This is a genomic window from Paenibacillus sp. FSL H8-0261, from assembly GCF_045040645.1.
GTDB lineage: Bacteria > Bacillota > Bacilli > Paenibacillales > Paenibacillaceae > Paenibacillus_AQ.
The window spans coordinates 1,254,461-1,278,083 of sequence record NZ_CP150297.1 but is presented as its reverse complement, the minus strand read 5'-3'; the positions used below and the strand labels follow the sequence as shown (position 1 = coordinate 1,278,083).

Here is a 23,623-nt window from a genome sequence, read left to right as displayed (position 1 = left end):
TTTTTGCATAATTTTCCTAGTGCGTGTTACTGTATAACCGTGTGAACCACTGCATTCTTATATTTGATCAAAGGAGCACAACTATGGAGACTATTCTAATCATAGAGGACGATGCTAAGCTCGCAAGCCTTCTAAGCACGTATCTATCTAAATATGAATTTCGTACGGTGATAGTAGAGGATTTCAACAGGGTACTGGAGATTTTTAATGACACCCATCCTGACCTTGTTCTGCTGGACGTCAACCTGCCTAAATACGATGGGTTTTATTGGTGTCGCCAGATTCGCACTACCTCACTCTGCCCTATTCTTTTCATATCCGCTCGGGATAGTGGAATGGATCAGGTGATGGCGCTAGAAAATGGCGGGGATGATTACATCACCAAGCCTTTTCATTATGAAGTCGTACTTGCCAAAATCCGCAGCCATTTACGCAGAGCTTACGGCTCTTACTCACAAATTCAAGAGGAACGGACGCTCCAAGCCGGAGAACTAATTCTTTATCCTGAGCGGTATGTGATTCAATATGGCGGACATACTAGCGAGCTGACACAGAAAGAAGCGGTTCTACTGGAAGCCTTATTGCTAAAAGAAGGACGAGTTGTTAACCGGGAGCGTCTGCTAGATCTCATGTGGAAGGATCAGCATTTTATAGACGACAATACTTTAAATGTGTACATAACCCGTGTCCGCAAAAAGCTCAAGGATCTCGGTCTTGGCGATATTGTGGAAACCGTAAGAGGCGCTGGCTATCGGCTTATTGTCACTAAGGATATGCCATGAAGCTATTTTGGAGAGACCAGATTTCGCTAATCCTTTTCTATCTGTTTCAAATGCTACTTATTCCTTTGCTATATTGGCTGTCTGGAGAGAACAGACCGATCTCTATCATGCTCTATGGAATCGCTCTGAGCACCGTAGTTCTTTTACTATTTTTAGGCTACCGATATGTTCAGCACCGGAGATTGTATGCAGCATTAAGTGATCCTATGGACACGCTCCAAAAGCATCTCGTATCCTTAGGGGACACTCCACTTGCCGAAGCGATCCATGAGTTATTACAGCTTATTGACCGCCAGTATCAGGAGCAGGTAAATGGGCATGTCCGCCAAATGGATCAGCATATCGTATTCATGAACCGCTGGGTTCATCAGATGAAAACTCCACTCTCTGTAATTCAGCTCACGCTAAAGGATCTTGAAGAGGAAGCCGCTACAAGTATTCAAGAGGAATTAGAACGTCTACGCGGTGGGCTGGAGATGGTTATTTATACGGCAAGGCTTGACCGATTTGAAGATGATTTTCAAGTTGAACCGTTACTTCTACGCAAAACAGTTAGTGAAGCGGTAGCCGAGAATCGCAGACTCTTCATACGCCGAGGCATAAAAGTAGATGTACAGGTGGATGCCAATCTCGCTGTATATAGTGATGCCAAATGGTTGATGTTTATGCTGACCCAAATCTTGACCAATGCCGTGAATTATACCTCCACCTCCGGCACCGCTAAAACCGTTACCCTCTCAGCTCAGCGTGCAGGCACCGACACGATTCTGGATATTATCGACCAAGGCATCGGTATTTCTTCTGAGGATTTGAAGCGGGTTTTTAATCCCTACTTTACGGGTGATCGTGGACGACATTATCATGAATCGACAGGTATGGGACTGTACCTCGTTCGGGAGATTTGCAGCAGGCTCGAACATAAAGTGGTTATTCAGTCCCGGCTCGGAGAAGGAACCCGCGTGCGACTTATATTCAGCAACAGTGATCATCTACAGAAATAAGCCCAGAGGGTACTTCTAGTCATACTTATGGCTATGTAGTCCCTTTTTTTTTTGCAAATACCCCACTCTTGTTAGGATACGAACATAACCTTAACCACGTTGTAAGATAACGTTAAGGTAAATCCATAGCAGCTTATCACTCGATCTTATAAATTATATACATAACCCGTCCCTGCTTCGTGACGGATAAAATCACTTTTGTAACGGAAGGAATGTATGATATGAATGTATTAGAGGTCAAAGGACTTCATAAGGTATACCCCGGCAAAATAGCGACCCAAGCCCTCACCGATATCCATCTTAATATTGAAAAAGGTGAATTTGTAGGCATCATGGGCCCCTCCGGTAGCGGCAAGACAACACTGCTTAACATGGTTTCCACGATCGACAAGCCCTCCTCTGGCGAGGTGAATATCAATGGCAGCAACCCATATCTTTTGAATAAAAAAGAGCTCGCCCATTTTCGCCGCAAACAACTAGGCTTTGTGTTTCAGGACTTTAACCTGCTTGAGACATTAACCGTTGCTGAGAATATTGTGCTGCCCCTAACTCTGGATAACCGTAGACTCTCGCAGATGGAGATCTTGCTTCAAAGCGTCGCAGAACGCTTAAACATTACCGATATTCTTAGTAAACGCACCTATGAAATTTCAGGGGGACAACGGCAGCGAACAGCGATTGCCCGTGCGATTATTACTTCGCCTTCGATTATATTGGCCGATGAGCCTACAGGTGCGCTTGACTCCAACTCTTCACGGACGGTAATGGAATCGCTGGAGAATATTAACCACATAGAGGGCACGACGCTAATGCTTGTAACGCATGATCCACTGGCAGCGAGCTACTGTAATCGAATCGTCTTTATAAAAGATGGCAAACTGGCGGCAGAAATTCACCGGGGAGATAACCGTCAGGCCTTCTTCCAAAAGATTATCGATACACTTTCATTCTGGGGAGGGAATAGTCATGAACTTTCCTCAATTCGCGTTTAACAATGTGCGGCGTAATTCACGGGCTTATTTTGCCTTTTTCTTAAGCAGTGCTTTTATGGTCATGATCTTTTTCTCTTATTCAGTCTTTATTTACCACCCTAGTATTACGAACATCGCGCTGGGTGCGAATTCAGCCTCCGGCATGCAAATTGCTTCTTATATCGTGTTTATCTTTGCGTTCTTTTTCGTTCTATACTCGATTAGTGCGTTTCTGAAAATGCGTAATCTGGAGTTCGGCATACTGATGATTTTAGGCGCACGCCCCGGCCAGATCAACAAGCTGATTCTTATAGAAAATATGCTGATCGGGATGCTCTCTATAGTAACAGGTACGTCTTTTGGCATGCTTTTATCCAAGCTGTTCTTGCTGCTAAGCACGACAATTATGGGCATGGAGCCACTGCCATTTTATTGGCCAATGAAGGCGTTAATAATTACTTCTATCTCTTTCATTTCATTATTTCTGGTCATTTCGATCTTCACATTATTGTTCATTCGCAAGCATCAAGTCCTTGAACTGCTTAAGGGAAATGTTAAGCCTAAAAAAGAGCCTCGTGTCTCCTTCTTGTTCTCGCTTTTCGGATTTCTACTGTTGACCATCGGCGCTCTCGCTATACGGAAGCAATTGTCTCCCAGTTCACTCCTAGTCGCTGCTGTTACAGGTATTGCGGGAACCTATTTTTTCTACTCTCAGCTGTCCGTACTAGGAATACGATTGCTTAAGCTAAGCAGAAAACGGCTTTGGCGTGGAACCAATCTGCTGTGGATTTCCGAGATGAGCTACAAGATCAAAGACAATGCAAGAATGTTATTTCTTGTTACGGTAGTTACCTCGATTGCTTGTATGGCTTCAGGATTTCTTTTGTCCATCAATCAAGCGAACACGGAGCACTATAAAAAAACCTCCTTCGCAATGAATTATTCAAATTATAATCCAAAGGGAGAGATACCTGATTTAGGACACATCCATAATAAATTACAGAATGCCAAAGTCGAGTATACAGAGAATAAAGTTGATCTAATCTCCGCTGCCATTCAAGGAATCGATAAAGAAGCCATACTTAACATTGATATCATTTCACAGTCAGAGTTCAATCAATTGGCTCCTCAAATGAATGTTCCCGAAGTGGGACCCTTATCTGAGAAAGAAGCTGTATTACTGCTGAGCCCTCATATCCAGACACAGAATTATGCTGCTAATCAAACGGTTCTTTTGAAAAATCAGAAAGATGAAGAGCTGCTGCTAAAAGAACTGCGAACTCCCAAGATACATCCAATGGACCCCATGGCAAGCTCACTCTTAATCGTAGATGACGGCTTCTATGAGAAGTTTTCTTCAGCAGGGAAATACACTAGGCCATATGTGAGATACCTATATAAAATCCCTGCATGGGACGGTCCTACTCCTAATGCCAGCTCACCTGAAGCTGTCATCACTAAAGAGCTCATCCAGTGGAGTAAAGCATCCAACAGTGCTAACCATCAAAACAACGCCTTACTAACAGCACGAGCAGACAGCTATTTATCAACCAAACAGGGAACAGCCATATTTAGTTTTATTGGCATTTTTATCGCTTTGATCTTCTCACTTTCATCGGCCAGCTTTCTGTTTTTTAAGCTTCATAACGAGCTGAACACAGATAAGCAAATGTACACCGCTCTATCCAAAATCGGTCTAAGCACCAAAGAAATGTCAGCTTCTGCTACCAAACAGATCTCTGTGCTCTTTTATATTCCGATTGTGATTGCCACCATTCAGACCCTTGTCGTGATTCGTCCCATACTGAAGCAAATGAATATCACCGATGTAACTCTTCCCGTGCTAATTACATCCGGTACATTCCTTGCTGTGCAGACCCTCTATTTCATTATTGCTCGATCTCGTTACATTCATAGTCTCAAAAAAATAATGGTATAAAAGACTTCTCTTCAGTTTGCGGAACAGTGACTCTCACGTTACACTTGTTATATTATTCAATAAACCTAGCAAGGAGGCTCAAGATTTATGTCCAAGGCTGATCATATGTTATCCATTCTTTGGATGCTCAAGCAGCGGGGAAGAACCGCCGGAGAACTAGCGGAAGCGTTAGAGATCAGTGTTCGGTCTGTGTACAGATACATCGATGCGTTATGCATCAGTGGTGTACCCGTTATTGCGGATAGCGGGCCTGGTGGCGGTTACAGCTTACCGGAACATTTTATTGAGGCTCCATTATTCTTTGACTCCGAAGAGCAGCGTGCCCTTCTACAAGCTTCTTCTTTTGCCAGGGGGACCGGATATCCTTATGTTGAAGCTCTGGACCGAGCCCTATCCAAGCTAAAAAGATACAGCAATGCCCAGCAATTAGAACAAATGGAGCGCCATGAGAATGGTATTGAGACGATCCATTCTCCTTCCCCGTCGCTTAGCCATCTGATTCAAGAATTGGAATTGGGGGCAGCGAACGGATACACCCTGCAAATGGAATATCGTAAGGGTAATGGAGAAACCAAATCATCCCGTGCCATTGATCCTTACGGACTTGTACTCTGGAAGGGCCAATGGTACACCGTAGCTTACTGCCACGAGCGACATGAAATTCGTAGTTTCAGGGTGGATAGAATCATTGAACTATATCGTACAGAAGCTGTGTTTGCTCGTCCTGCTGACTTCTCTGCACGTGATTTTTTGTTAAAGAGCTTACTGCCTGCACGCAATACTGAAGAGAAACTAGTTACAGTACTCATCGCATCCGATGAGGGAGTCTTGAATGATCTATGCAGTCATTGGTTGTTCGGACATACGCTGGTACAGCGCATGGAAGGACAAGCCCGCTTTCAAGTGGACGAAACTTCTTTACTGACTTATGTACCCTACTTCTTGTTGCCTTATGGAACCACATTACGCATCATGGAGCCTTCTTCCCTGAAAGAAAGACTAGCGGACATAGCCATTAATTTAGCAGCTCATTATAAGACATAAATTACTTTAGGATCACTGACCGTAGTTGTCAGTGATCCTTTTGTATAGTGTAAATGAGTCTGATGGAATAAATGAACCTATAAATCAAGGAGGAATAACGAATGAAGGAACTACATTATGAATTTTATATTGACGGAACACCTGAGCAGGTATGGGAAACCTTAATCTCTCCGGAAGGTACGAAGCAGATTTATTACGGCAGCGTTATTCGTTCGACCTTCAAAGAAGGAGAATTACTGGAATACATCGGACCCGGTGCAGATGGAGATGAAACGCTGCATGTCTATGGGACTCTGCTGGAGTTCACCCCACAAAAAGCACTGCGTTTCACGCATAAGGTCGGCCCCTCCTATCATAAAGGACATGAAAGATATGAGTCGCGTATTTCTTGGCTGCTTGAACCGGTGGGCGGAACTACTAAGCTCACGCTTATCCATGATGAATGGCATCCTGAAGATCCTTCGTATGCAGGCAGCATCAGCGCTTGGTGGCAGGTTCTAAGTAATACCAAGACTTTAGTAGAGACTGGACGCACGCTTGATTTTGGAAGCTGGACGTAACTTCACGACTAATAAAAACTTGGATTAGACTATTCCAATTAAAGACAAGCCTATAAGTAGACTCAACCTTAGCCCCTCAGCTGGAGAGCGCAAGCCTTCTTTCTGTTAGGGGCTTTTTTGCGCCTAAATTAATTTTGCCTTAGGGAAACATTCTTGTTGCAGGGACAAAGTTGTTCACATATACTAATATTGTGTCAGACCACAAGAAAAATTCCAGTGCACAAAATAATAACCATAAAAATACAAATAATAATAAATGAAAGAAGGGGATCTAATGTCTGGAGCTAGTATTCCTTTATCAGATGCGGCTAAAGGAAGCACACTGCGTATCAGCGGCATTGAAGTTCAGGGTGTGCTTAGAAGAAGATTACTGGATCTCGGGTTTGTAGTCGGTAATGCCGTTGAGGTGTTACGGCGTAGTCCCTTAGGAGATCCTATAGCTTTTCGGGTAAGCAACACGACCATTGCATTACGTAGAGAAGAAAGCTCTTTAATATTTGGAGAAGTCATCGGAGGTGTAGAAGCATGAGTCATTTCACAGTCGCTTTTGCAGGCAATCCTAACACTGGCAAAAGCACGCTTTTCAATCTGCTGACCGGCATGCGCCAGCATACAGGAAACTGGGCAGGTAAAACCGTCATTACTGCTGAAGGCGAGTTTAAGCATAAGGACCATACGTACCTCGCAGTAGATCTTCCTGGTACGTATTCGCTGTACTCGAATTCTGCTGATGAAGAAGCGGCTAGAGATTATATTATTTTTGAACAGCCAGATGTGACACTAGTTGTTCTTGACGCTACCTCACTAGAACGAAATCTCAACCTTGCCTTGCAAGTGCTGGAGATTACCGGGCGGGCTGTAGTCTGCATCAACCTCATCGATGAAGCCCGTAAACTCGGTATCGACATCAATCTGAAACGTATTTCCAATCGTCTCGGCGTGCCTGTTGTAGCGATATCAGCTCGCAATAAAATCGGTATTAAGGCGTTATTGGATCAGGTGGAGCGAGTGGCTACAGGCGCATTCACTGCACAGCCACTGCGTATTACGTACAACGAGGAGATTGAACGAGGAATTGCAGAGCTTACACCGCTGGTAGAACAAACCATTGGCAGCAAATACCCGGCCCGCTGGATTGCATTGCGCCTGTTAGATGGTGATGACAGCCTTCTTACCTCACTTAAAGAGAATATGAAGAATAAAGAATTACCTGAAGTAAAGGAGGTCATCGGTCATGGAGTCACCGCATATCACTAAGGGATTAGATCCTCTAGATTCCTTGCTGTCCACAGCGAAAAAGCTCGCTGACGGCGGAGCGATACGGGATGAGATTGTCAGTGGTATCTATGGCGTATCCGCAGGCATCTGCGGGGATGCAGTCACCTATAGGGATAAGAAGAAGCTGAACAGCACTTATAAGCTAGATAATATCGTAACTTCAAAAATATGGGGATTCCCCATTATGCTCGCCATCCTCGGTATCGTATTCTGGATTACGATTGCCGGCGCCAACTATCCTTCAAGCTGGCTTGCTTCCTTCTTCGGCTTCATCGAAGGTTATCTGACTGCCGGATTTGAGGCGATCCATGCCCCCGCTTGGCTACACGGTGTACTTGTTCTTGGATTATATCGAGGAACCTCTTGGGTCATCAGCGTCATGTTGCCGCCAATGATGATATTTTTCCCAGTGTTTGCGCTGCTTGAGAATTTCGGATATCTGCCGAGAGTTGCTTTTAACATGGATCGGTTGTTCAAAAAATCAGGTGGTCACGGCAAGCAAGCTTTGACCATGTCTATGGGTTTCGGCTGTAATGCCGCCGCGATCCTCTCCACACGAATCATCGAATCGCCGCGTGAACGGATGCTCGCGATTTTGACCAACAATTTCGTTCCATGTAACGGCCGCTGGCCGACATTGATTCTATTGTCTTCCTTATTCATGGCAGGAGCGGCTACGACAGGCGCACTCCGTACCCTCACCACCGCCTCCGTACTTATGGGTATGGTACTGATCGGCATCATCGTTACCCTGACGGTTTCCTGGGTCATGTCCAAAACTGCGCTACGCGGTGTTCCAACACATTACACACTAGAGCTCCCGCCCTATCGTCGTCCACAAATTTGGAAGACCATACTTATTTCCTCTAAAGATAAGTCCCTTAACGTACTTACTCGTGCCATCGTCGTTGCTGCCCCTGCCGGTATTATCACTTGGATTCTTGGCAACCTGTTTGTTGGTGGAGATTCTGTCCTGAATCATATGGCCGCATTCTTCGATCCTTTTGCACACATGCTCGGCATGGATGGCTTTATCATCATGGCCTTTATTCTTGGACTTCCTGCGAATGAAATCGTACTGCCCATTCTGCTTATGGGCTATATGTCCTCAGGAGCTATGGTCGATATCGACAGCTTGGGCAGCATCAAAGATGTCTTTTTATCACATGGCTGGACTTGGCTGACCGCACTTAATATGATGTTGTTCTCCCTGCTCCACTATCCTTGCGGCACTACACTCGTGAACATCTATAAGGAGACGAAAAGCATGAAGTGGGCTGTTCTCTCAGCAGTCATCCCACTCGGTATCGCCATTGGAGTAACCTTTGCTGTCGCTCAGCTTGCTCGGTTGTTTGGCTGGGTGTGACGAAGCTTGTAGCATGAATTCATCTTACAGCAGCGAACTTTAACTGATTTCAACTTACATTAGCTAAATTTACTTTGTCTCACCTTACAACATCTAATGTTCACCGTATTTCACAAAATTCTGCCCTCCTTGAACTCATAATTAGGGAAATTCTCCCCCAAATTCGAACTTTATAAGCGCAAATTAAACTTTTTGCGGAAATTCTCCCTAATAAATAGTCGATTATAGGAAAAATAGGGCATTTCCGCAGAATTTTAGGGAGGAATTCCCCAATTATCGATCATATAGAGTAAAATACGATTAAATCAGGGAGATTTTCCCTAATTATCGATAATATCGAGTAAACCACGACAATTTTAAGAAGGATTTCACTTACTTCGAGTTTTGATGACCCGAGCTATACTTAAGCACCAGTACCCACACCGCCCACCACCTACTTAAGGTCAGCTCAAACAAATAAGCGGTCGCCCGAACAACTCCCGGGCGACCGCTTATTTCATCACGACATAACGTGAACCTACAGTTATAGCGTTATTTCTTACGCGTTCCACCATCTCTACGACGGTAGAGTACAGCGCCAGCTATCGCTATCAAAACGATAATGATTCCGCTGATCCCTACATTAACAAGTGGAAAAGAGTCACTCTCCGCAGCTGGTTTCCCCTCAACTTCAGTCGCCCCATTATTCCCAGTTTCAGATTTCGGCGAATGGTTTGATGTTACCTCCGGAGAAGCTGTAGGAGTACCTGCCGATATACTAGGTCCAAGCTCCTTCAGATCCTCTGATGCCGAGGCAAGCAGCTTCGTTCGGCTGCATAAACTGGCCTCTAATTTACCAGAGTCATCTTCGTCATTAGCATACGCATAGACGATATAACTTTCCCCTTCCACGAATTCAAACCCACAGCTGGCAGACGATAAAGCAGTACTCAAGGTAACTTTATTCCCCTTAATTCCTTTCCAGCTGGAATCGACTTCAAAGGTTACTTTTACTGGATCCGCAGATGAGATTATAGTCCCCTTTGGCTCCTTTTTGTCCACTACTTTCCCAGTAAAGACGGCTGAACTTGACTCCAGCGCCTCAAGTGGCTCCGCAGGTACAACACAGGAACACGCATAAGTAACGGAGGGACGCACCGTCAGTAAGGCCATAAATATTAACGTTATACTTAGGAACATCATAAGTGGACTGCGGAACTTGGTCTTAAACATCATAATAACCTCCTTCTTTACTCTACAGACGGAACAGAAGAAGAAAGTGTTACAACAATTTCCAAACAAGTTATACAAGTCTAATCTTTTCCATCCTAAATAGTCTTCATTAGTTCCTCATGTCTACTGTACCTACTCATAACCCTCGCGCAATTGCAATCATCCGCTGAATCCCCTCACGTAGCACCCCTTCGCTTGCAAAGGAGTAACTTATTCGAATCCTCGACCTCATCTCACCAAGCGGATCAAACAACTCTCCTGGCACAAAAGCAATCGACTGCGCCATACTTGAGGCAAACAGTCGATCCGCCGAAAGATGGTCCGGCAGCTTCACCCATAAATTCAAGCCCCCTTGCGGAGGCGTCCACTCCCACCCAGTCCCGGCCAGCTCCTCCTCTACAATCTCCTTATGCACCTGAAGTGCAATGCGTAGCTTACCGAGATGCTGTTGCAAACGTGATGACGTGTAGTAATGTAGGAATATCTTCTGGTTAAGCAGCGGAGTACCATTGTCCGCGAGTGATTTGGCCGTGATCAAGCGCTCCATAAACGGATAGCGACAAGCCACCGCACAGATCCGTAAGCCTGGGGCTACATATTTACTGAAGCTGCTAATATAGATCACCCAACCTTCGGTATCGTAAGCAAAAAAGGGCGGCGGGGGCTCCTCTTCAAAATACATATCGCGGAACGGATCATCTTCGACTAACAGACAGCGATAACGCTCGGCAAGCTCGACCAACAGTTTACGTTGCTGCGCTGGCACCGTATATCCAGTTGGATTATGATGAGTCGGATTGATATAGAACATGCGCGGTCTATGCTTTTTCATCAGCGCTTCAACTTCCTCCAAGTCGTAGCCCATCGGAGTGATCTCCACCGGAACCAGCCTTGCCCCCTCCCGGCGAAAAATATCCATGGCCACACTGTAGGTTGGTCGCTCCACAAGCACCGTGTCCATAGGCCCGAGCACAATTCGTGCAATCAGATTGATCGCCTGCTGCGCACCTGAAGTAATAAGCAGCTCTTCCGAAGATAACTGTAGCCAATGCTTCTTCCGAAAATGACGACTTAGCGTCTCCCGTAACTCCTCATCTCCCTGAACCGAAGAGTACGTCCCCATGACCTTGGGATATAAATCGAACACTTTTTTGACATAGTCGGATAGAAAAAGATTTGGCAAAAGACCTGGATCAATCAGCGCCTGTGAGAACTGATACTTAGCAGGCATTCTCTGTATATCCGAAAGAGGATTAGTGAGCGCATAGGCAGTCACTGCTGCTCCTTTTTCTACAATAGGAACCAAGCTAACAGGCGATACGTAATAACCTGATTTATCTTTTACATAAACTTTTCCATCCTCTGTCAGCATTCTATACGCTTTGAATACTGTCAGTCGATGTACCTGTAATTCCTCCGCTAGCAGCCGTATAGAAGGAAGCTTATCATGTGCCCCCCACTCCCCTCGCTCCATGCGATTCACTAGAAATTCATATACCTGCCGAAACAAGGGATGATTATTCTCCACGCTCGCTGACTTTTTCACCTCACTGCAACTCCTCTCCGAACAACTCCTATTTACAGTATTGTACACGATTTTCGAAGTCATCTGTTCTACTCAACATCATCTGTTCTGTGTTCTCCCCTATATGATTAACGAACTGATTCAAGGATCGTTATATACACACACTAAAGGGGACTTTCAAAATGATCTTATTCGCTTATGCACTTGTATGTCTGATCTTCGGCACGACCTTTCTAGCTATCAAAATCGGTGTGGATGCCGGTGCGCCGCCCTTCTTTTCAGCAGGCTTGCGATTTTTTGTTGCAGGCGCTGTTCTATTTCTATGGATGGTCTGGAAACGAAAAGCTAGCTTCTCCCTGCTCCTGCGTAAAGAAATGCTCTTCACCGGATCTGCGTTAACCTTTGGCACCTTTGCAGGTCTCTACTGGGCTGAACAATATGTATCTTCCGGGTTAGCAGCTGTACTCTCTGCCACGGGTCCGATCATGATTCTGTTGCTCCAAACTTCTATTCTTCGTCAAAAAGCACCTGCCATCTCACTATATGGTTGTATCATCGGGTTGACTGGCGTACTGCTGCTCGTTCTTCCTAATCTTGTCGTTGATATTTCACCGTTATGGCTCATCGGCTGCGCAGCTGTCCTCATTGGGGAATGCTGTTACGCAGTAGGTGCGATTTATTCTAAAAAAGTAATCAATAGTATGCCCGAGGTCTCTCCAATCGCACTAAATGCAGCCCAAATGATGTATGGTGGAGTGCTGTTATTCATTCTTTCCTTAGCCACCGAAAATGTACATCCTGAGTTTCTGTTCTCTTACGAGACCGCAGGTTCACTGCTCTATCTAATCGTAATCGGCTCGATGGTCGGTCATTCGTTGTTCTACTGGCTCGTCGCTAAGACAAATCCTGTGTTTCCCTCTACCTGGCTCTATATCTCTCCACCAATTGCCGTAGGGGTTGGCTTTTTCTTTTATCATGAAGCCGTGAATTGGGTTACGATCCTCGGTGTATTCACTATCATTGCTGGGACCATCCTGGTCAATGCTGATGCCTTGAAACAATTAATGTTAAAGCGTAGGGTACGTACATCTGCGTCAAAAAAAATGAATATATGACGTACTATATATTGCATTTATGACCACTATTGCGTATTATATAACCAAGTTAAATTAAAAACATCTATATATGACTCATATATGAAAGGAGGATTCGCTTAACGGCGCTTCTTTTCTAAAGAGGAATGCCTTTTTATCTGAAGTGGAGGGAATTGCGATCGAACTGACATCACGTCAACTAGAAATCATTGATATTGTGAACAAAAGAGCTCCGATTACCGGCGAACAGATTGCCGAATGTCTGAATTTAACACGGCCAACGATTCGCTCCGATCTCTCTGTTCTGGTTATGCTCAAATATATCGATGCTAAACCTAAAGTCGGTTACTTCCCGGGACTCAAATCATCTAATCGTCTGGGAAGCAATTATTTGTTGCAGGAGACAAAGGTAAAAGAGATTCAAAGTGTACCTATCATTATCCGTGAGACTACTACGGTTCAAGATGCCGTAGTTACGCTATTTCTACAGGATGTTGGCACCCTTATTATTTGTGACGAAGAGGGCAAGCTCACCGGTGTTGCTTCACGTAAGGATTTCCTGAAAGTAACCCTTGGCAATCCGGGTGCTGTCTCCATGCCCGTAAGCATGGTCATGACACGCCAGCCCAAAGTAGTCACAACTTCACCAGATGAGACGGTGCTTGATGCCGCACATAAAATGATTTTTCACGAGGTAGATAGTTTACCGGTAGTTGTTCCCAGCGCCACAGAAGACAATGGTACGAAACTGGATGTCATAGGACGCTTGACGAAAACTGCTATCGTAAAACTTCTCCTCGAACTAGAAGCCAAAGGATAACAGGAGGAATTCATGAGCATCGAGCAATCTTCCAACCTAATAACGATCTGCTCAGATTCTATAGGAGATACGGCGGAAGCTGTCGTGCAGGCCGTCATTCATCAATTCCAGAATCAGCAGATCACCATCAAAAGATACGGGAACATTAGACATGAAGATGAGCTCCGGAAGCTTATGGAAGAAGCCGCGCAGCATAAAGGTTTTGTCGTCTATACGCTGGTGCAGCCGGAGCTAAGAGAAATGATTAAAGAAGAGGCTGTACGGCTTGACCTTCGTATCGTCGATATCATGGGCCCAATGATGCAAGCTTTCATTGATACGTTTGACGACGCTCCTCAGCAGCGACCGGGTTTATTGCACCAGCTTGATGAAAACTACTTCCGCCGTATGGAGGCTATCGAATTCACAGTTGCCTGTGATGATGGCCGCGATCTCGGCGCTATGCTGAAGGCCGATATCGTTCTACTAGGGATGTCCCGTACTTCAAAAACACCACTTAGTATCTTTTTGGCCCATCGGGGGAAAAAGGTCGTTAACTATCCGATTATTCCAGAAATTGCTCCTCCGCAAGAGCTGCTAAGCTTGCCGTCGAACCGACTGATCGGACTAACCATGAAGCCGGAGTATATGCTGAAGATTCGCTCCGAGCGGCTGAAGGTGCTTGGGTTACCGACTGGCTCCCAATATGCAAGTCTGGAGCGGATTACAGAGGAGATGGAATATGCCTCTTCTCTGTTCAATAAGCTAGGCTGTCCTGTAATCGATATTACCGACAAAGCTATAGAAGAAACCGCCGGTATTATAATGGGTTATATCTAACATTCAGTTAAAATTTATGGGATGTACTGGAGGGAATTAGAATGGATCGCGAACTGGCTCTTGAGATTGTACGGGTAACTGAACTAGGTGCATTATCCTCAGCTCGCTGGATCGGGCGGGGAGATAAAAATGCGGCAGATGATGCAGCCACGACTGCCATCCGCTCCATGTTTGATTCTGTCTCCATCGACGGAACGGTCGTCATTGGTGAAGGAGAGATGGATGATGCTCCAATGCTCTATATTGGCGAGAAAGTCGGGAATCAAAAGGGGCCGTCTGTCGATGTAGCCGTCGATCCTCTGGAAGGCACTGAAGTGGTGGCCTGTGGTCTTCACAATGCCCAATCCGTGATTGCCATAGCAGATAAGGGCAGCCTGCTGCATGCTCCAGACATTTATATGGAGAAACTCGCTTGCGGTCCTGAGCTTGCCGGGAAGCTTAGTCTTGAAGACCCTGTGGAGGTCACTCTCCAGAAAGCATGCCTCTTCAGTGGCAAGTCCCTCTCCGAGCTCACAGTAATGGTACTTGACCGCAAACGGCATGAGCAACTCATTCATAGTCTTCGAGAAGCGGGTGTACGGATTAAGCTACTCGGTCACGGCGATGTGGCTGGCGCTATTGCGGCAGCCCTGCCGGATAGCGATGTCGATTTGTACATGGGCTCGGGCGGAGCACCTGAAGGCGTCCTTGCCGCTGCCGCACTGAAATGTCTTGGTGGAGAAATGCAGGGCCGTTTGCTTCCTGATGGACCTCTTGAGCAGCAGCGCTGTGTCCGTATGGGAATTTCTAATCCTACGCGAGTGTTATACATGGAGGACATGGTTGGCACAGGCGACGTACTCTTTGCCGCCACTGGCGTAACCTCAGGTGAATTTCTGAATGGTGTCCGTTTTATCGGCAAAGAGCGCGCTGAGACGCATTCGGTCATCATGCGGGCACAGAGTCGAACAATCCGCTACATCCGTAGCATTCATTTCCTGCCTGGCAAAGAAATACCGGATGGACTAACCGTTAGACAGAATGTTGCCTCTCTATAGCATTACACAAAAAAACAGGCTATCTCACCAGCTCACCCTTGGCTAGTGAAATAGTCTGTTTTTATTACTAAATAGATAATCATCTCTTATTTATTTCTAATGCGCTCACTCGCTAAGGTATCCATGGCATCCATGGTTCCGGTAGCTTGAGCCAAATTTCTCGCCTCTTGTTGATCAGCTGCCCGGAGCGCATCACTTTCCTTTACACTGCCATCATAATTTCGATTCTCAGCTGTATTCATATTCGCAATTTCCTCAAAACGGTCTGTGTTCAGACTATTATGCTGTACGAAGATCCGCTTCACTTCTTCCTCTTTCTGCTCGCCCTCCACATCCACCATTACAAGAATATGGCCTTCATCTACATAGTTATCGTACCGCTTGGCTTCCTCTTCAGGAATGCCAAGTCCAATAAGACCGCCAACTAATCCACCGCTGCCTGCACCTATTGCCGCTCCAGCAAGTGTTGCCGCAAGCGGTCCGGCTGCAATGATCGGCCCGATGCCTGGAATAGCCAAAGCGCCTATCCCCATCAAGAGCCCAGTTAATCCACCCAGCAGACCACCCGTAGCTGCACCAGTAGCTATTCCTTCCGGCGCTTGCGTCCCTGATTCATCTCTAAGCGTATCCGCACTCTCTGAATTTCTCGCGATAATCGATATGTCCTCTGTTCTGCAGCCTTGACGTTTCAACTCTTCAATTGCCCTCGAAGCTTCGTATTCGGCAGCAAAGACACCCACTATTCTCTTATTCATCTCCATTACCTCCTAATGATCGAAGTTAGCTCATACTTTCAGCTTCATAGCTTACTTAACCAAACTGAGCTGGGATAAACTTCTATCACAGAATTCGCAAACCATTCCAAGTAATGTTCCCACTAAAATATGCTGTATAATAAAAGAAAGCGGGCATAATCACCCTTAGTTAACTCTATAAAAGAAAGAGACTGAAGCATTCATGGCGATTTTTAATTATAATTCTGAGCGTCCCTTCAGAGGTAATCCCGATCTGCATCTCCATTACTGGGGGCGGGAGCAGTGTCTACCTGGGCATTTTTTCGGACCTGGAGTTCGTGACGTTTACAAAATACATTTCATTCATGAGGGAACTGGAAAGGTATCTGTGGGTGAACAAACCCATATCCTGCAAGCGGGACAAGCTTTTCTTACCTACCCTCATATCGTTACTTCTTATGCAGCGGACCTGACCAATCCTTGGATCTATTCCTGGGTAGCCTTTACCGGAGAACAGGTATCATATATTTTATCCAAAACCTCCTTGACCCCTGAGCAGCCAATCTTCCCGATGGATAAACAGCTTATGCCTAATCTCTACGAACGCCTGACAGAAGCAGCCGACAATTCAGATTGTCTTGACCTGCCGCTAAAAGCGATCATGTATGAGTTTTTCTCCCTCTTGCTACAAGCGGTGCCAGCTGTTCCGGATGTACTTCCTTTACCGCGTCAAAAGAGTATTTACGTCGAGCAAAGTCTCCACTTTTTGCATACACATTATTGTGAGAACATTTCGGTGGAAATGCTGTCTTCTTCTCTCAAGCTGGATCGCAAATATTTATCTTCCTTGTTTAAACGGACCATTGGTATGCCACCGCAGCAGTATTTATTAAATTACCGAATCGCTAAAGCATGCGAGCTTCTGACAGAAACCCTTTGTACTATCGGTGAGATCTCGCGTTCTGTCGGCTATCAGGACCCCTTACTCTTTTCGCGAATGTTCAAGAAGGTGAAAGGTTGTTCTCCAAAAGAATACCGTATCCGTCATCTCGAAAATGACATTGTGCTATAAACTTCTTCCTTGCTGACATACGTTTGTCCGGGATCTTTCGCTACAATAAGGACGTAACGTAATCAGAAATAAGTCTTTTTAGGAGGAAATAATGATGTATAACGCAAGCGCTACCAGATATGACAATATGAAATATAACCGCACTGGAAAAAGCGGTCTACTCCTTCCGGCGATCTCGCTAGGACTTTGGCATAACTTTGGCGGAAACGACTTATTCGAGAATGGTCGCGCCATGGCAAGAAGAGCTTTCGATCTTGGAATCACTCATTTTGATCTCGCTAATAACTACGGTCCCCCAGCTGGCTCCGCAGAAGAAAGCTTTGGTCAAATCCTTAAGAAGGATCTTGCTCCTTATCGTGATGAAATGGTCATCTCTACTAAAGCTGGATATTATATGTGGGCCGGTCCATATGGCGAATGGGGCTCCAAGAAATATCTCGTCTCCAGTCTAGACCAAAGCTTGAAACGTATGGGCCTTGATTATGTAGATATTTTCTATCACCACCGTCCAGATCCGAATACACCACTGGAAGAGACTATGGCTGCGCTGGATCTTATTGTACGTCAAGGTAAAGCGCTGTATGTTGGGATTTCGAATTACAACCCTGAACAGACACGCGAAGCGGCACAAATTCTGCGTCGACTTGGAACGCCATGCCTGATTCATCAACCTAACTACTCCATGATGTCCCGCTGGATTGAAGATGGCTTGCAGGATGTATTAGCTGAGGAAGGTATCGGTTCGATTGTGTTCTCCCCACTACAAGGAGGCATTCTGACAGACCGCTATCTAAACGGAATCGCTCCTGATTCTCGCGCTGCTGGACCAAGTGTATTCCTGTCCGAAGATGCCATTACGGAAGAGAAGATCGCTAAAGTTCGCAAACTGAACGAGATTGCTGCTGCACGTGGACAAAAAATGTCTCAGCTAGCGTTGTCTTGGGTACTCCGGGGAGGTAAAGTCACTTCTGCTCTGATCGGCGCAAGTAAGGTGAGCCAGATTGAAGATGCAGTCGCTTCCTTGAATGCACCGGAGCTAAGCGCAGAAGAGCTGGAGCAAATCGAGACGATTTTGCGAGGATAATTACAGATTAAACCATAAAGACGGCCAATGAGGTCAGGCAGCTTAAGCTGCTCTGGCATTTCATTGGCCGTTTTTTTAAACATTTTAGATTAAAGCTTGGAGATCAATTGCACTCATTAGCATGACAACCATTTCCTGACGAGAAATAGCCTTCTCAGGTGCAACTTCTGAGCACAGCATTTATAACAGAGTTCAATTCATGTACTACATTATCTGGCACGTCCGTTTTCTCACCTCATTACAGTATATAAATGAAGTCAACTTTAAAGTCAAAATAAAAAGCCTACTCCGAAGAATAGGCTTGATTGAAAGATATTTATGTTCGAGTTCCTAGTCTACGTAGGCTTCTGACAGTATATAAGTGCTACTGTTATAGGTCTCTACATCATATGAAAAATAGACGTAAACAGTACTGAGAGCATTAAAGTCTTTCGGCTGAAAAGAGAAGCTGAAACGTTGGAAGTATTCATTTTTATCACTGATAAGCCCAACCTCAATATCAGAAAGTTTAGCATTCTGTAAAGCCTTTGCAAAGGAATTGAGAGTTGATGCCGAATTCGCTTTTTTTGTGCCTGTTACCAAATCAGAATAATTATTTATAAAGTAGTCATCACCCAAAGAAGTTCCCGAATTCTCACGAGAAGTGGATACATTTTTCGATAAATAAGAGGCGTAGTTGGAAGTATCTCCACTTAATAGGGAATCTCCGTACATTTTAAGAAGAATCACAGCTTGTTCCTTTAATTTGCTAGTCATTTGTGATGTAGTTCCAGAAAGCACCTTGATATCACTAGAAGTCGATGATGTGCTTGTACTTGGAGATGTGACTGGAGTCGATGATGTGCTTATACTTGGAGACGTGACTGGAGTCGATGATGTGCTTGTACTTGGAGATGTGACTGGAGTCGTCGCATCATTATAAGGAATCCCGTTTGCGGAACCACTATCCAGTGAAATCACTTGTGTTGCGCTGTTCAACGACAAGTTGACACCAAGAGCCTCTGCTGTAGAACGTAATGGTAGATAGGTAGTACCGTTGTAGACAAGCGCGGAGAGACTCTTTCCATTACTATCTTTTGGTTGCCATGAATTACCATCAACTTTAAACTTGATATTTGAATTTAAAGCGGCTTGAATCTTTGTGATACCATTTGCTGCTCCCGCTCCAACTACCCCGAACACTAAGCTGCATACTACTAATGAACTGATGAATACGGACTTCTTCACTTGCATAGACATATTACCCCCTAGATGTAATTGATGTATCCCTTAGTATGTAGAACATTAGGTTAACCGTTGGGTTACTAATGGATTATCTCAGTACGATTCTTCTGAACCAAATAACTTTTTCATACCGTTCGCTGAATACCTCCCACAACCTTCTTCAAAAAAGGAGTTCCTGTAGTAGAATGAAAACCGCAGACAATCTTCTCCTCATTAAATATGTATGCAATGGAAATACTTACCTATGGTAAGGCATAATCTAACAAATGACAATGCATTTTTTAATATACACCATGTTATTTTCGACTATCATCCACTTTCTTCAACATACCAATCATTGTGATGAACACCAACACCCCGATCACTCCGACATCCAGTCCAATCCAATCTGCAAATTATGTTGATGTACATATTTACATATACAGAAGGGAATAGAACCGCAAAACCACCACCACCAACATAAGAATAATAAGGATACTGGCAAGAGTAGAGAGACATTGATCGCTTCCAGCGCAGCCGTTACTCCATAGAGCACAGCAGACAACGCCAAAAAGGAACGGGTATAAAAATACCCCGCTCCTATAGCTCCAGCAACGATAAAAATAAGTAAGGTGTAAAAAGGTAGCTTTTCAAGTTTATGTGTTGTCATCATAACTACTCTTGTTCGACAGGATTCACTGGAATCCCTTCTATCCTATTCACCCAAATATCTGCGTGATATACACCATAATTAATAATCCAAAGATAAACGAATACGTCGAAGGCCGTTCGTAACCATGACCATGACTCTCTGGAATAAGTTCCTTGTAGACGATGAATAGCATAGCCCCGGCGGCAAAAGCAAGACCATAGCCCACTACATTCTGTAGGTAACTCGCCGTAAAATACCCAATAACCGCAGATACCATTTCCATAAGTCCGGTAAGCGTAACGATTCCCAATGCTTTTAACTTAGTTGTTCTAGAGTTCATCAGAAAGACTGCGAGAATCAATCCTTCAGGCATATTTTGTGCACCAATCGCTATGGCCACGGTGGGACCCAGACTCGCCTGCTCACTGGCATAACTGAATCCCGTACTAAGACCTTCTGGTATATTGTGAATGAACAACGCAATCAAAACGAGCAACGCCTTGGAATCCATATTGGTATATCCGGGTTTATTCTCCACGTCGATATGCGGGATGTTCTTTTCAATTAAATCAAGCAGTAGAACTCCTGTAATCAGGCCCAAGGTTAATGCGATAATCCCCGATTCTTTAATCGCTTGCGGCATAAGTCCAAATGTAGAAGCCGATACCATTATACCTGCAGTAAAAGCAACGAGAACGTCCTTCCATTTCTCAGATAACCTCTTCACAAACAGGATCGGAAACGCTCCAAGCACCGTAGCCATTGCTGATACAAAGCTGCCAATAAGCGCAGTTTCCAAGTTTTCAACTCCTTTGGTACAAGTTCGGATAGACCAACATATGTTAACACAAAAAGTATTATTACTTCTATATAGCTTTTCCGAATAGTACGCTAATCATAAAAAGACCCCCATAGGCTCGCTTCATACCCTAAGGAGGTCTTTGTCTAACATGTAATTATGCGATTCTGTTACACTAGCTTCTTCCGAATCATGCCGGAAATCAGATCAATAATCGTAATCATCGCAATGATACCTAGCAGGATAATTCCAACACGGTCCCAATTCCGTGAACTGAGGGCGAAGATTAACGGTGTGCCAATTCCGCCTGCTCCAATCACACCCAGAATCGTAGCTGAGCGAACGTTAATTTCGAATCTGTATAAAGTGTAAGATAGAAAGCCTGGCAATACCTGCGGCACAACAGCAAACCATAACACCTGCATGCGGCTGGCACCAGAAGAGATTAAGGCTTCGAGTGGACCGTTATCAATATTCTCAATCTCATCCGCGAACAATTTGCCGAGCATGCCAACGGAATGCAGTCCTAGAGCCAGTACACCCGCAAATGAACCCGGCCCAACAGCCTTGATGAACAGCAAAGCCATAATGATCTCAGGGAATGTCCGTATAAAGCTTAATATTAGCTTGCCGGAACCCGAAATCGCCTTTCCCTTGCTCATGTTGACCGCAGCCCAAAAAGCAAAGGGGATACATATGAAGGTCGAGATAAAAGTCCCTAAAATTGAAATAGCTAACGTCTCAAGTAATCCTCGAAGCAGATCCTCCCCATCTGGTAAATAAACGAAGGCCCAGTCAGGAGAGAATATCCCGGCAAAGATGGCCTTAGTAATGATCCCAGCGGTTTCTTTAAATCCATTAAACGGCACTCCCGAAAAAGCCCAGATGTACACTGCCGCTAATGCTACATAAATCAGCCATCGGAAACGATTTTTACGAGGTTTGGGTACTAGGGTATTCCATGATTTACTCATATTAATTTCTCCCGCAGCTTAGTGCTTACATAATCAATAATCAAGACTACTGCTAATGTGAACAAGATGATGGTGCAAGTCTTATCGTATTCTAAAAAGCCTAATGTCACTTCATAGTAATGGCCGATTCCACCCGCACCTACCAAACCTAAAACTGCTGCAGCACGGACATTAATCTCAAAGGCATACAACACATAAGACATGAAATGAGCCTGTACCTGCGGAATGACGCCGAACATAATTCGTTGCGTCTTATTCGCTCCGACTGAAGTCATTGCTTCCAAAGGTCCCTGTTCAATCGTCTCCAACGATTCATAGGTAAGCTTGGCGATCAGCCCTAGCGAAAATACCGTCAAAGCAAATATTCCCGGAAGCGCACCGAGGCCAAAAATGGCGACAAAAATAGAAGCCAGCAGTAGATCGGGAATTGTGCGGATCAAATTCAGCAGCATACGTACCGGATAATGAAGCCATCGGCTTTGCGTAATATTGCTTGCACACAGCAAGGCAATGGGAACCGCCAGAATGGCACCAAACGTTGTACCGACCAATGCCATCCGGATCGTCTCCAGCATCGCATCTATAATATTGTCAAAATACCCCCAGTTTGGAGGGAACATTTCCTTAAGCAGATCCAGCATATTTGGCAGACCGGAGATCAGCTCTCCAATGGATGAATCGGTCAAGACCGCACTTCTCCACAGTAATACTACTAATATAATGGCTGTAAAATAATGCTTTATCTTCCTTGGCGGTTTGGGATGTAGCTTCTCTGCATTCACACTCATATCACATGCCTCCGCTTACAGGCTCACCTAACAACTCATCCTGATGAATCGGTCTGCCGTAAATCTCAGCAAATTTCTCATCGGTTGCCTCGGATACAGGACCATCGAAGACCACTTCTCCTGCCCGGAGCCCAATAATCCGAGTGGCATATTCTCTAGCGAGGTCGATAAAATGCAAATTGACGATGGTCGTAATCCCAAGCTCCATATTAATCTTTTTCAAATCATCCATAACCTGCTTGGTCGTCAGTGGATCCAGTGAAGCGACAGGTTCATCTGCAAGGATAATTTGCGCCTCCTGCGCAAGAACACGAGCAATAGCCACGCGCTGCTGCTGACCTCCAGATAGTTGATCTGCACGTGTGTAGGCCTTCTCAGCAATATTGACCCGATCGAGAGACTCAAAGGCTAAATCAATATCCTTCTGTGGGAATTTGCCAATTATCGTCCGTATTGTGGAATGATAGCCGACCCGCCCTGCCAATACATTACGAAGCACAGTCGTACGTTTCACCAAGTTGAAGCTTTGGAAGATCATTCCGATATTTCTACGGATCATTCGGAGCTGGCTCCCCTTTGCCTTCGTGATGGATTGCCCATTTATAAGAATATCGCCTTCTGAAATATCATGAAGCCGGTTAATGGAACGTAGCAGGGTTGACTTTCCAGCACCCGAAAGACCAACAATAGCTACAAATTCTCCAGCTGGAATAGTCAGGTTAATGTTGTTTAAGCCTTTGGTTCCGTTTAGATACGTCTTGGACACATTACGAAGCTCTATCATGAAAATCATTCCTTTTTGTGTTTTCGTATATTCGTATAAAAGAGATAGCCAGTCCGGGGGGGAATCCGGAGCTGGCTATCCTTAG

24 protein-coding genes are annotated in these 23,623 nt (G+C 44.9%); 15 read left to right on the top strand and 9 right to left on the bottom strand.

Going from position 1 to position 23,623, the window contains the following annotated elements; genetic code table 11:
- Positions 1-83: 83 nt before the first annotated feature.
- From MHI27_RS05535 to MHI27_RS05495, 9 genes are all read left to right on the top strand, one after another.
- Entirely contained in the window at positions 84-782 is a 699-nt protein-coding gene (locus tag MHI27_RS05535; RefSeq protein WP_076283987.1) for a response regulator transcription factor, read from the top strand.
- Positions 779-1,783, top strand: a complete 1,005-nt coding sequence (locus MHI27_RS05530; RefSeq protein ID WP_405175778.1) for a sensor histidine kinase — start codon at positions 779-781, stop codon at positions 1,781-1,783. The genes MHI27_RS05535 and MHI27_RS05530 overlap by 4 nt, the downstream gene beginning before the upstream one ends.
- A 221-nt stretch (positions 1,784-2,004) precedes the next feature.
- Positions 2,005-2,775, top strand: a complete 771-nt coding sequence (locus MHI27_RS05525) for an ABC transporter ATP-binding protein (protein WP_042185395.1) — start codon at positions 2,005-2,007, stop codon at positions 2,773-2,775.
- Positions 2,750-4,693, top strand: a complete 1,944-nt coding sequence (locus MHI27_RS05520; RefSeq protein ID WP_405175777.1) for an FtsX-like permease family protein — start codon at positions 2,750-2,752, stop codon at positions 4,691-4,693. The genes MHI27_RS05525 and MHI27_RS05520 overlap by 26 nt, the downstream gene beginning before the upstream one ends.
- 87 nt (positions 4,694-4,780) lie before the next feature.
- Positions 4,781-5,737, top strand: a complete 957-nt coding sequence (locus MHI27_RS05515; protein ID WP_405175776.1) for a helix-turn-helix transcriptional regulator — start codon at positions 4,781-4,783, stop codon at positions 5,735-5,737.
- Between the two features lie 101 nt (positions 5,738-5,838).
- On the top strand, positions 5,839-6,297 hold the full coding sequence (locus tag MHI27_RS05510; RefSeq protein WP_060621665.1) for an SRPBCC domain-containing protein: 459 nt from the start codon (positions 5,839-5,841) through the stop codon (positions 6,295-6,297).
- Positions 6,298-6,571: 274 nt separating this feature from the next.
- Positions 6,572-6,826, top strand: a complete 255-nt coding sequence (locus tag MHI27_RS05505; RefSeq protein ID WP_076283983.1) for a FeoA family protein — start codon at positions 6,572-6,574, stop codon at positions 6,824-6,826.
- Positions 6,823-7,554 carry a FeoB small GTPase domain-containing protein gene (locus tag MHI27_RS05500; protein WP_405175775.1) on the top strand — a complete coding sequence of 244 codons (732 nt, stop codon included), beginning with the start codon at positions 6,823-6,825 and terminating at the stop codon, positions 7,552-7,554. Before MHI27_RS05505 ends, MHI27_RS05500 begins: the two co-directional genes overlap by 4 nt.
- The gene (locus MHI27_RS05495; RefSeq protein ID WP_042185383.1) at positions 7,532-8,941 is read left to right on the top strand and encodes a nucleoside recognition domain-containing protein; all 1,410 of its coding nucleotides are present in this window, start codon (positions 7,532-7,534) and stop codon (positions 8,939-8,941) included. Before MHI27_RS05500 ends, MHI27_RS05495 begins: the two co-directional genes overlap by 23 nt.
- A 531-nt stretch (positions 8,942-9,472) precedes the next feature.
- Here the strand turns inward: MHI27_RS05495 and MHI27_RS05490 are convergent.
- Both MHI27_RS05490 and MHI27_RS05485 read right to left on the bottom strand, forming a co-directional pair.
- The gene (locus tag MHI27_RS05490) at positions 9,473-10,156 is read right to left on the bottom strand and encodes a hypothetical protein (RefSeq protein ID WP_143759394.1); all 684 of its coding nucleotides are present in this window, start codon (positions 10,154-10,156) and stop codon (positions 9,473-9,475) included.
- Positions 10,157-10,289: 133 nt separating this feature from the next.
- Positions 10,290-11,699 (bottom strand): PLP-dependent aminotransferase family protein, encoded by a 1,410-nt coding sequence (locus tag MHI27_RS05485; RefSeq protein ID WP_405175774.1) that lies wholly within the window; start codon positions 11,697-11,699, stop codon positions 10,290-10,292.
- 161 nt (positions 11,700-11,860) lie between these two features.
- Here MHI27_RS05485 and MHI27_RS05480 point away from each other — a divergent pair, with 161 nt between their 5' ends.
- From MHI27_RS05480 to glpX, 4 genes are all read left to right on the top strand, one after another.
- On the top strand, positions 11,861-12,793 hold the full coding sequence (locus MHI27_RS05480; protein ID WP_339269152.1) for an EamA family transporter: 933 nt from the start codon (positions 11,861-11,863) through the stop codon (positions 12,791-12,793).
- 142 nt (positions 12,794-12,935) lie between these two features.
- On the top strand, positions 12,936-13,592 hold the full coding sequence (locus MHI27_RS05475) for a helix-turn-helix transcriptional regulator (RefSeq protein ID WP_042185371.1): 657 nt from the start codon (positions 12,936-12,938) through the stop codon (positions 13,590-13,592).
- Positions 13,593-13,604: 12 nt separating this feature from the next.
- A complete protein-coding gene (locus MHI27_RS05470) occupies positions 13,605-14,411 on the top strand; it encodes a pyruvate, water dikinase regulatory protein (RefSeq protein ID WP_076117955.1) in 807 nt (268 codons plus the stop codon).
- Between the two features lie 41 nt (positions 14,412-14,452).
- Entirely contained in the window at positions 14,453-15,448 is a 996-nt protein-coding gene (glpX, locus tag MHI27_RS05465; protein ID WP_076283979.1) for a class II fructose-bisphosphatase, read from the top strand.
- A gap of 86 nt (positions 15,449-15,534) precedes the next feature.
- Here glpX and MHI27_RS05460 read toward each other — a convergent pair whose 3' ends face one another.
- Positions 15,535-16,203, bottom strand: a complete 669-nt coding sequence (locus tag MHI27_RS05460) for a general stress protein (protein ID WP_076283978.1) — start codon at positions 16,201-16,203, stop codon at positions 15,535-15,537.
- A gap of 202 nt (positions 16,204-16,405) precedes the next feature.
- On the opposite strand from MHI27_RS05460, the gene MHI27_RS05455 reads away from it, so the two are divergent.
- Together MHI27_RS05455 and MHI27_RS05450 are read left to right on the top strand one after the other, a co-directional pair.
- Positions 16,406-17,254 (top strand): AraC family transcriptional regulator, encoded by an 849-nt coding sequence (locus tag MHI27_RS05455; protein ID WP_076299197.1) that lies wholly within the window; start codon positions 16,406-16,408, stop codon positions 17,252-17,254.
- A 94-nt stretch (positions 17,255-17,348) separates the two neighbouring features.
- On the top strand, positions 17,349-18,338 hold the full coding sequence (locus tag MHI27_RS05450; RefSeq protein WP_060621685.1) for an aldo/keto reductase: 990 nt from the start codon (positions 17,349-17,351) through the stop codon (positions 18,336-18,338).
- A 330-nt stretch (positions 18,339-18,668) separates the two neighbouring features.
- On the opposite strand, the gene MHI27_RS05445 is transcribed toward MHI27_RS05450, so the two are convergent.
- The 6 genes from MHI27_RS05445 to phnC form a co-directional block, all read right to left on the bottom strand.
- Positions 18,669-19,571 carry a stalk domain-containing protein gene (locus MHI27_RS05445; protein WP_076299195.1) on the bottom strand — a complete coding sequence of 301 codons (903 nt, stop codon included), beginning with the start codon at positions 19,569-19,571 and terminating at the stop codon, positions 18,669-18,671.
- 352 nt (positions 19,572-19,923) lie between these two features.
- A complete protein-coding gene (locus tag MHI27_RS05440; protein ID WP_143759390.1) occupies positions 19,924-20,214 on the bottom strand; it encodes a hypothetical protein in 291 nt (96 codons plus the stop codon).
- Between the two features lie 46 nt (positions 20,215-20,260).
- Entirely contained in the window at positions 20,261-20,992 is a 732-nt protein-coding gene (locus MHI27_RS05435; protein ID WP_076299193.1) for a ZIP family metal transporter, read from the bottom strand.
- 170 nt (positions 20,993-21,162) lie between these two features.
- Positions 21,163-21,966 (bottom strand): phosphonate ABC transporter, permease protein PhnE, encoded by an 804-nt coding sequence (gene phnE, locus MHI27_RS05430; RefSeq protein ID WP_042185360.1) that lies wholly within the window; start codon positions 21,964-21,966, stop codon positions 21,163-21,165.
- Positions 21,963-22,754, bottom strand: coding sequence for a phosphonate ABC transporter, permease protein PhnE (gene phnE, locus MHI27_RS05425; protein ID WP_042185358.1), 792 nt, complete (start codon positions 22,752-22,754; stop codon positions 21,963-21,965). The genes phnE (MHI27_RS05430) and phnE (MHI27_RS05425) overlap by 4 nt, the downstream gene beginning before the upstream one ends.
- Position 22,755: 1 nt before the next feature.
- Positions 22,756-23,538: a phosphonate ABC transporter ATP-binding protein gene (phnC, locus tag MHI27_RS05420; RefSeq protein WP_149646544.1), complete on the bottom strand. Its 783-nt coding sequence runs from the start codon at positions 23,536-23,538 to the stop codon at positions 22,756-22,758.
- Between the last annotated feature and the right edge of the window lie 85 nt (positions 23,539-23,623).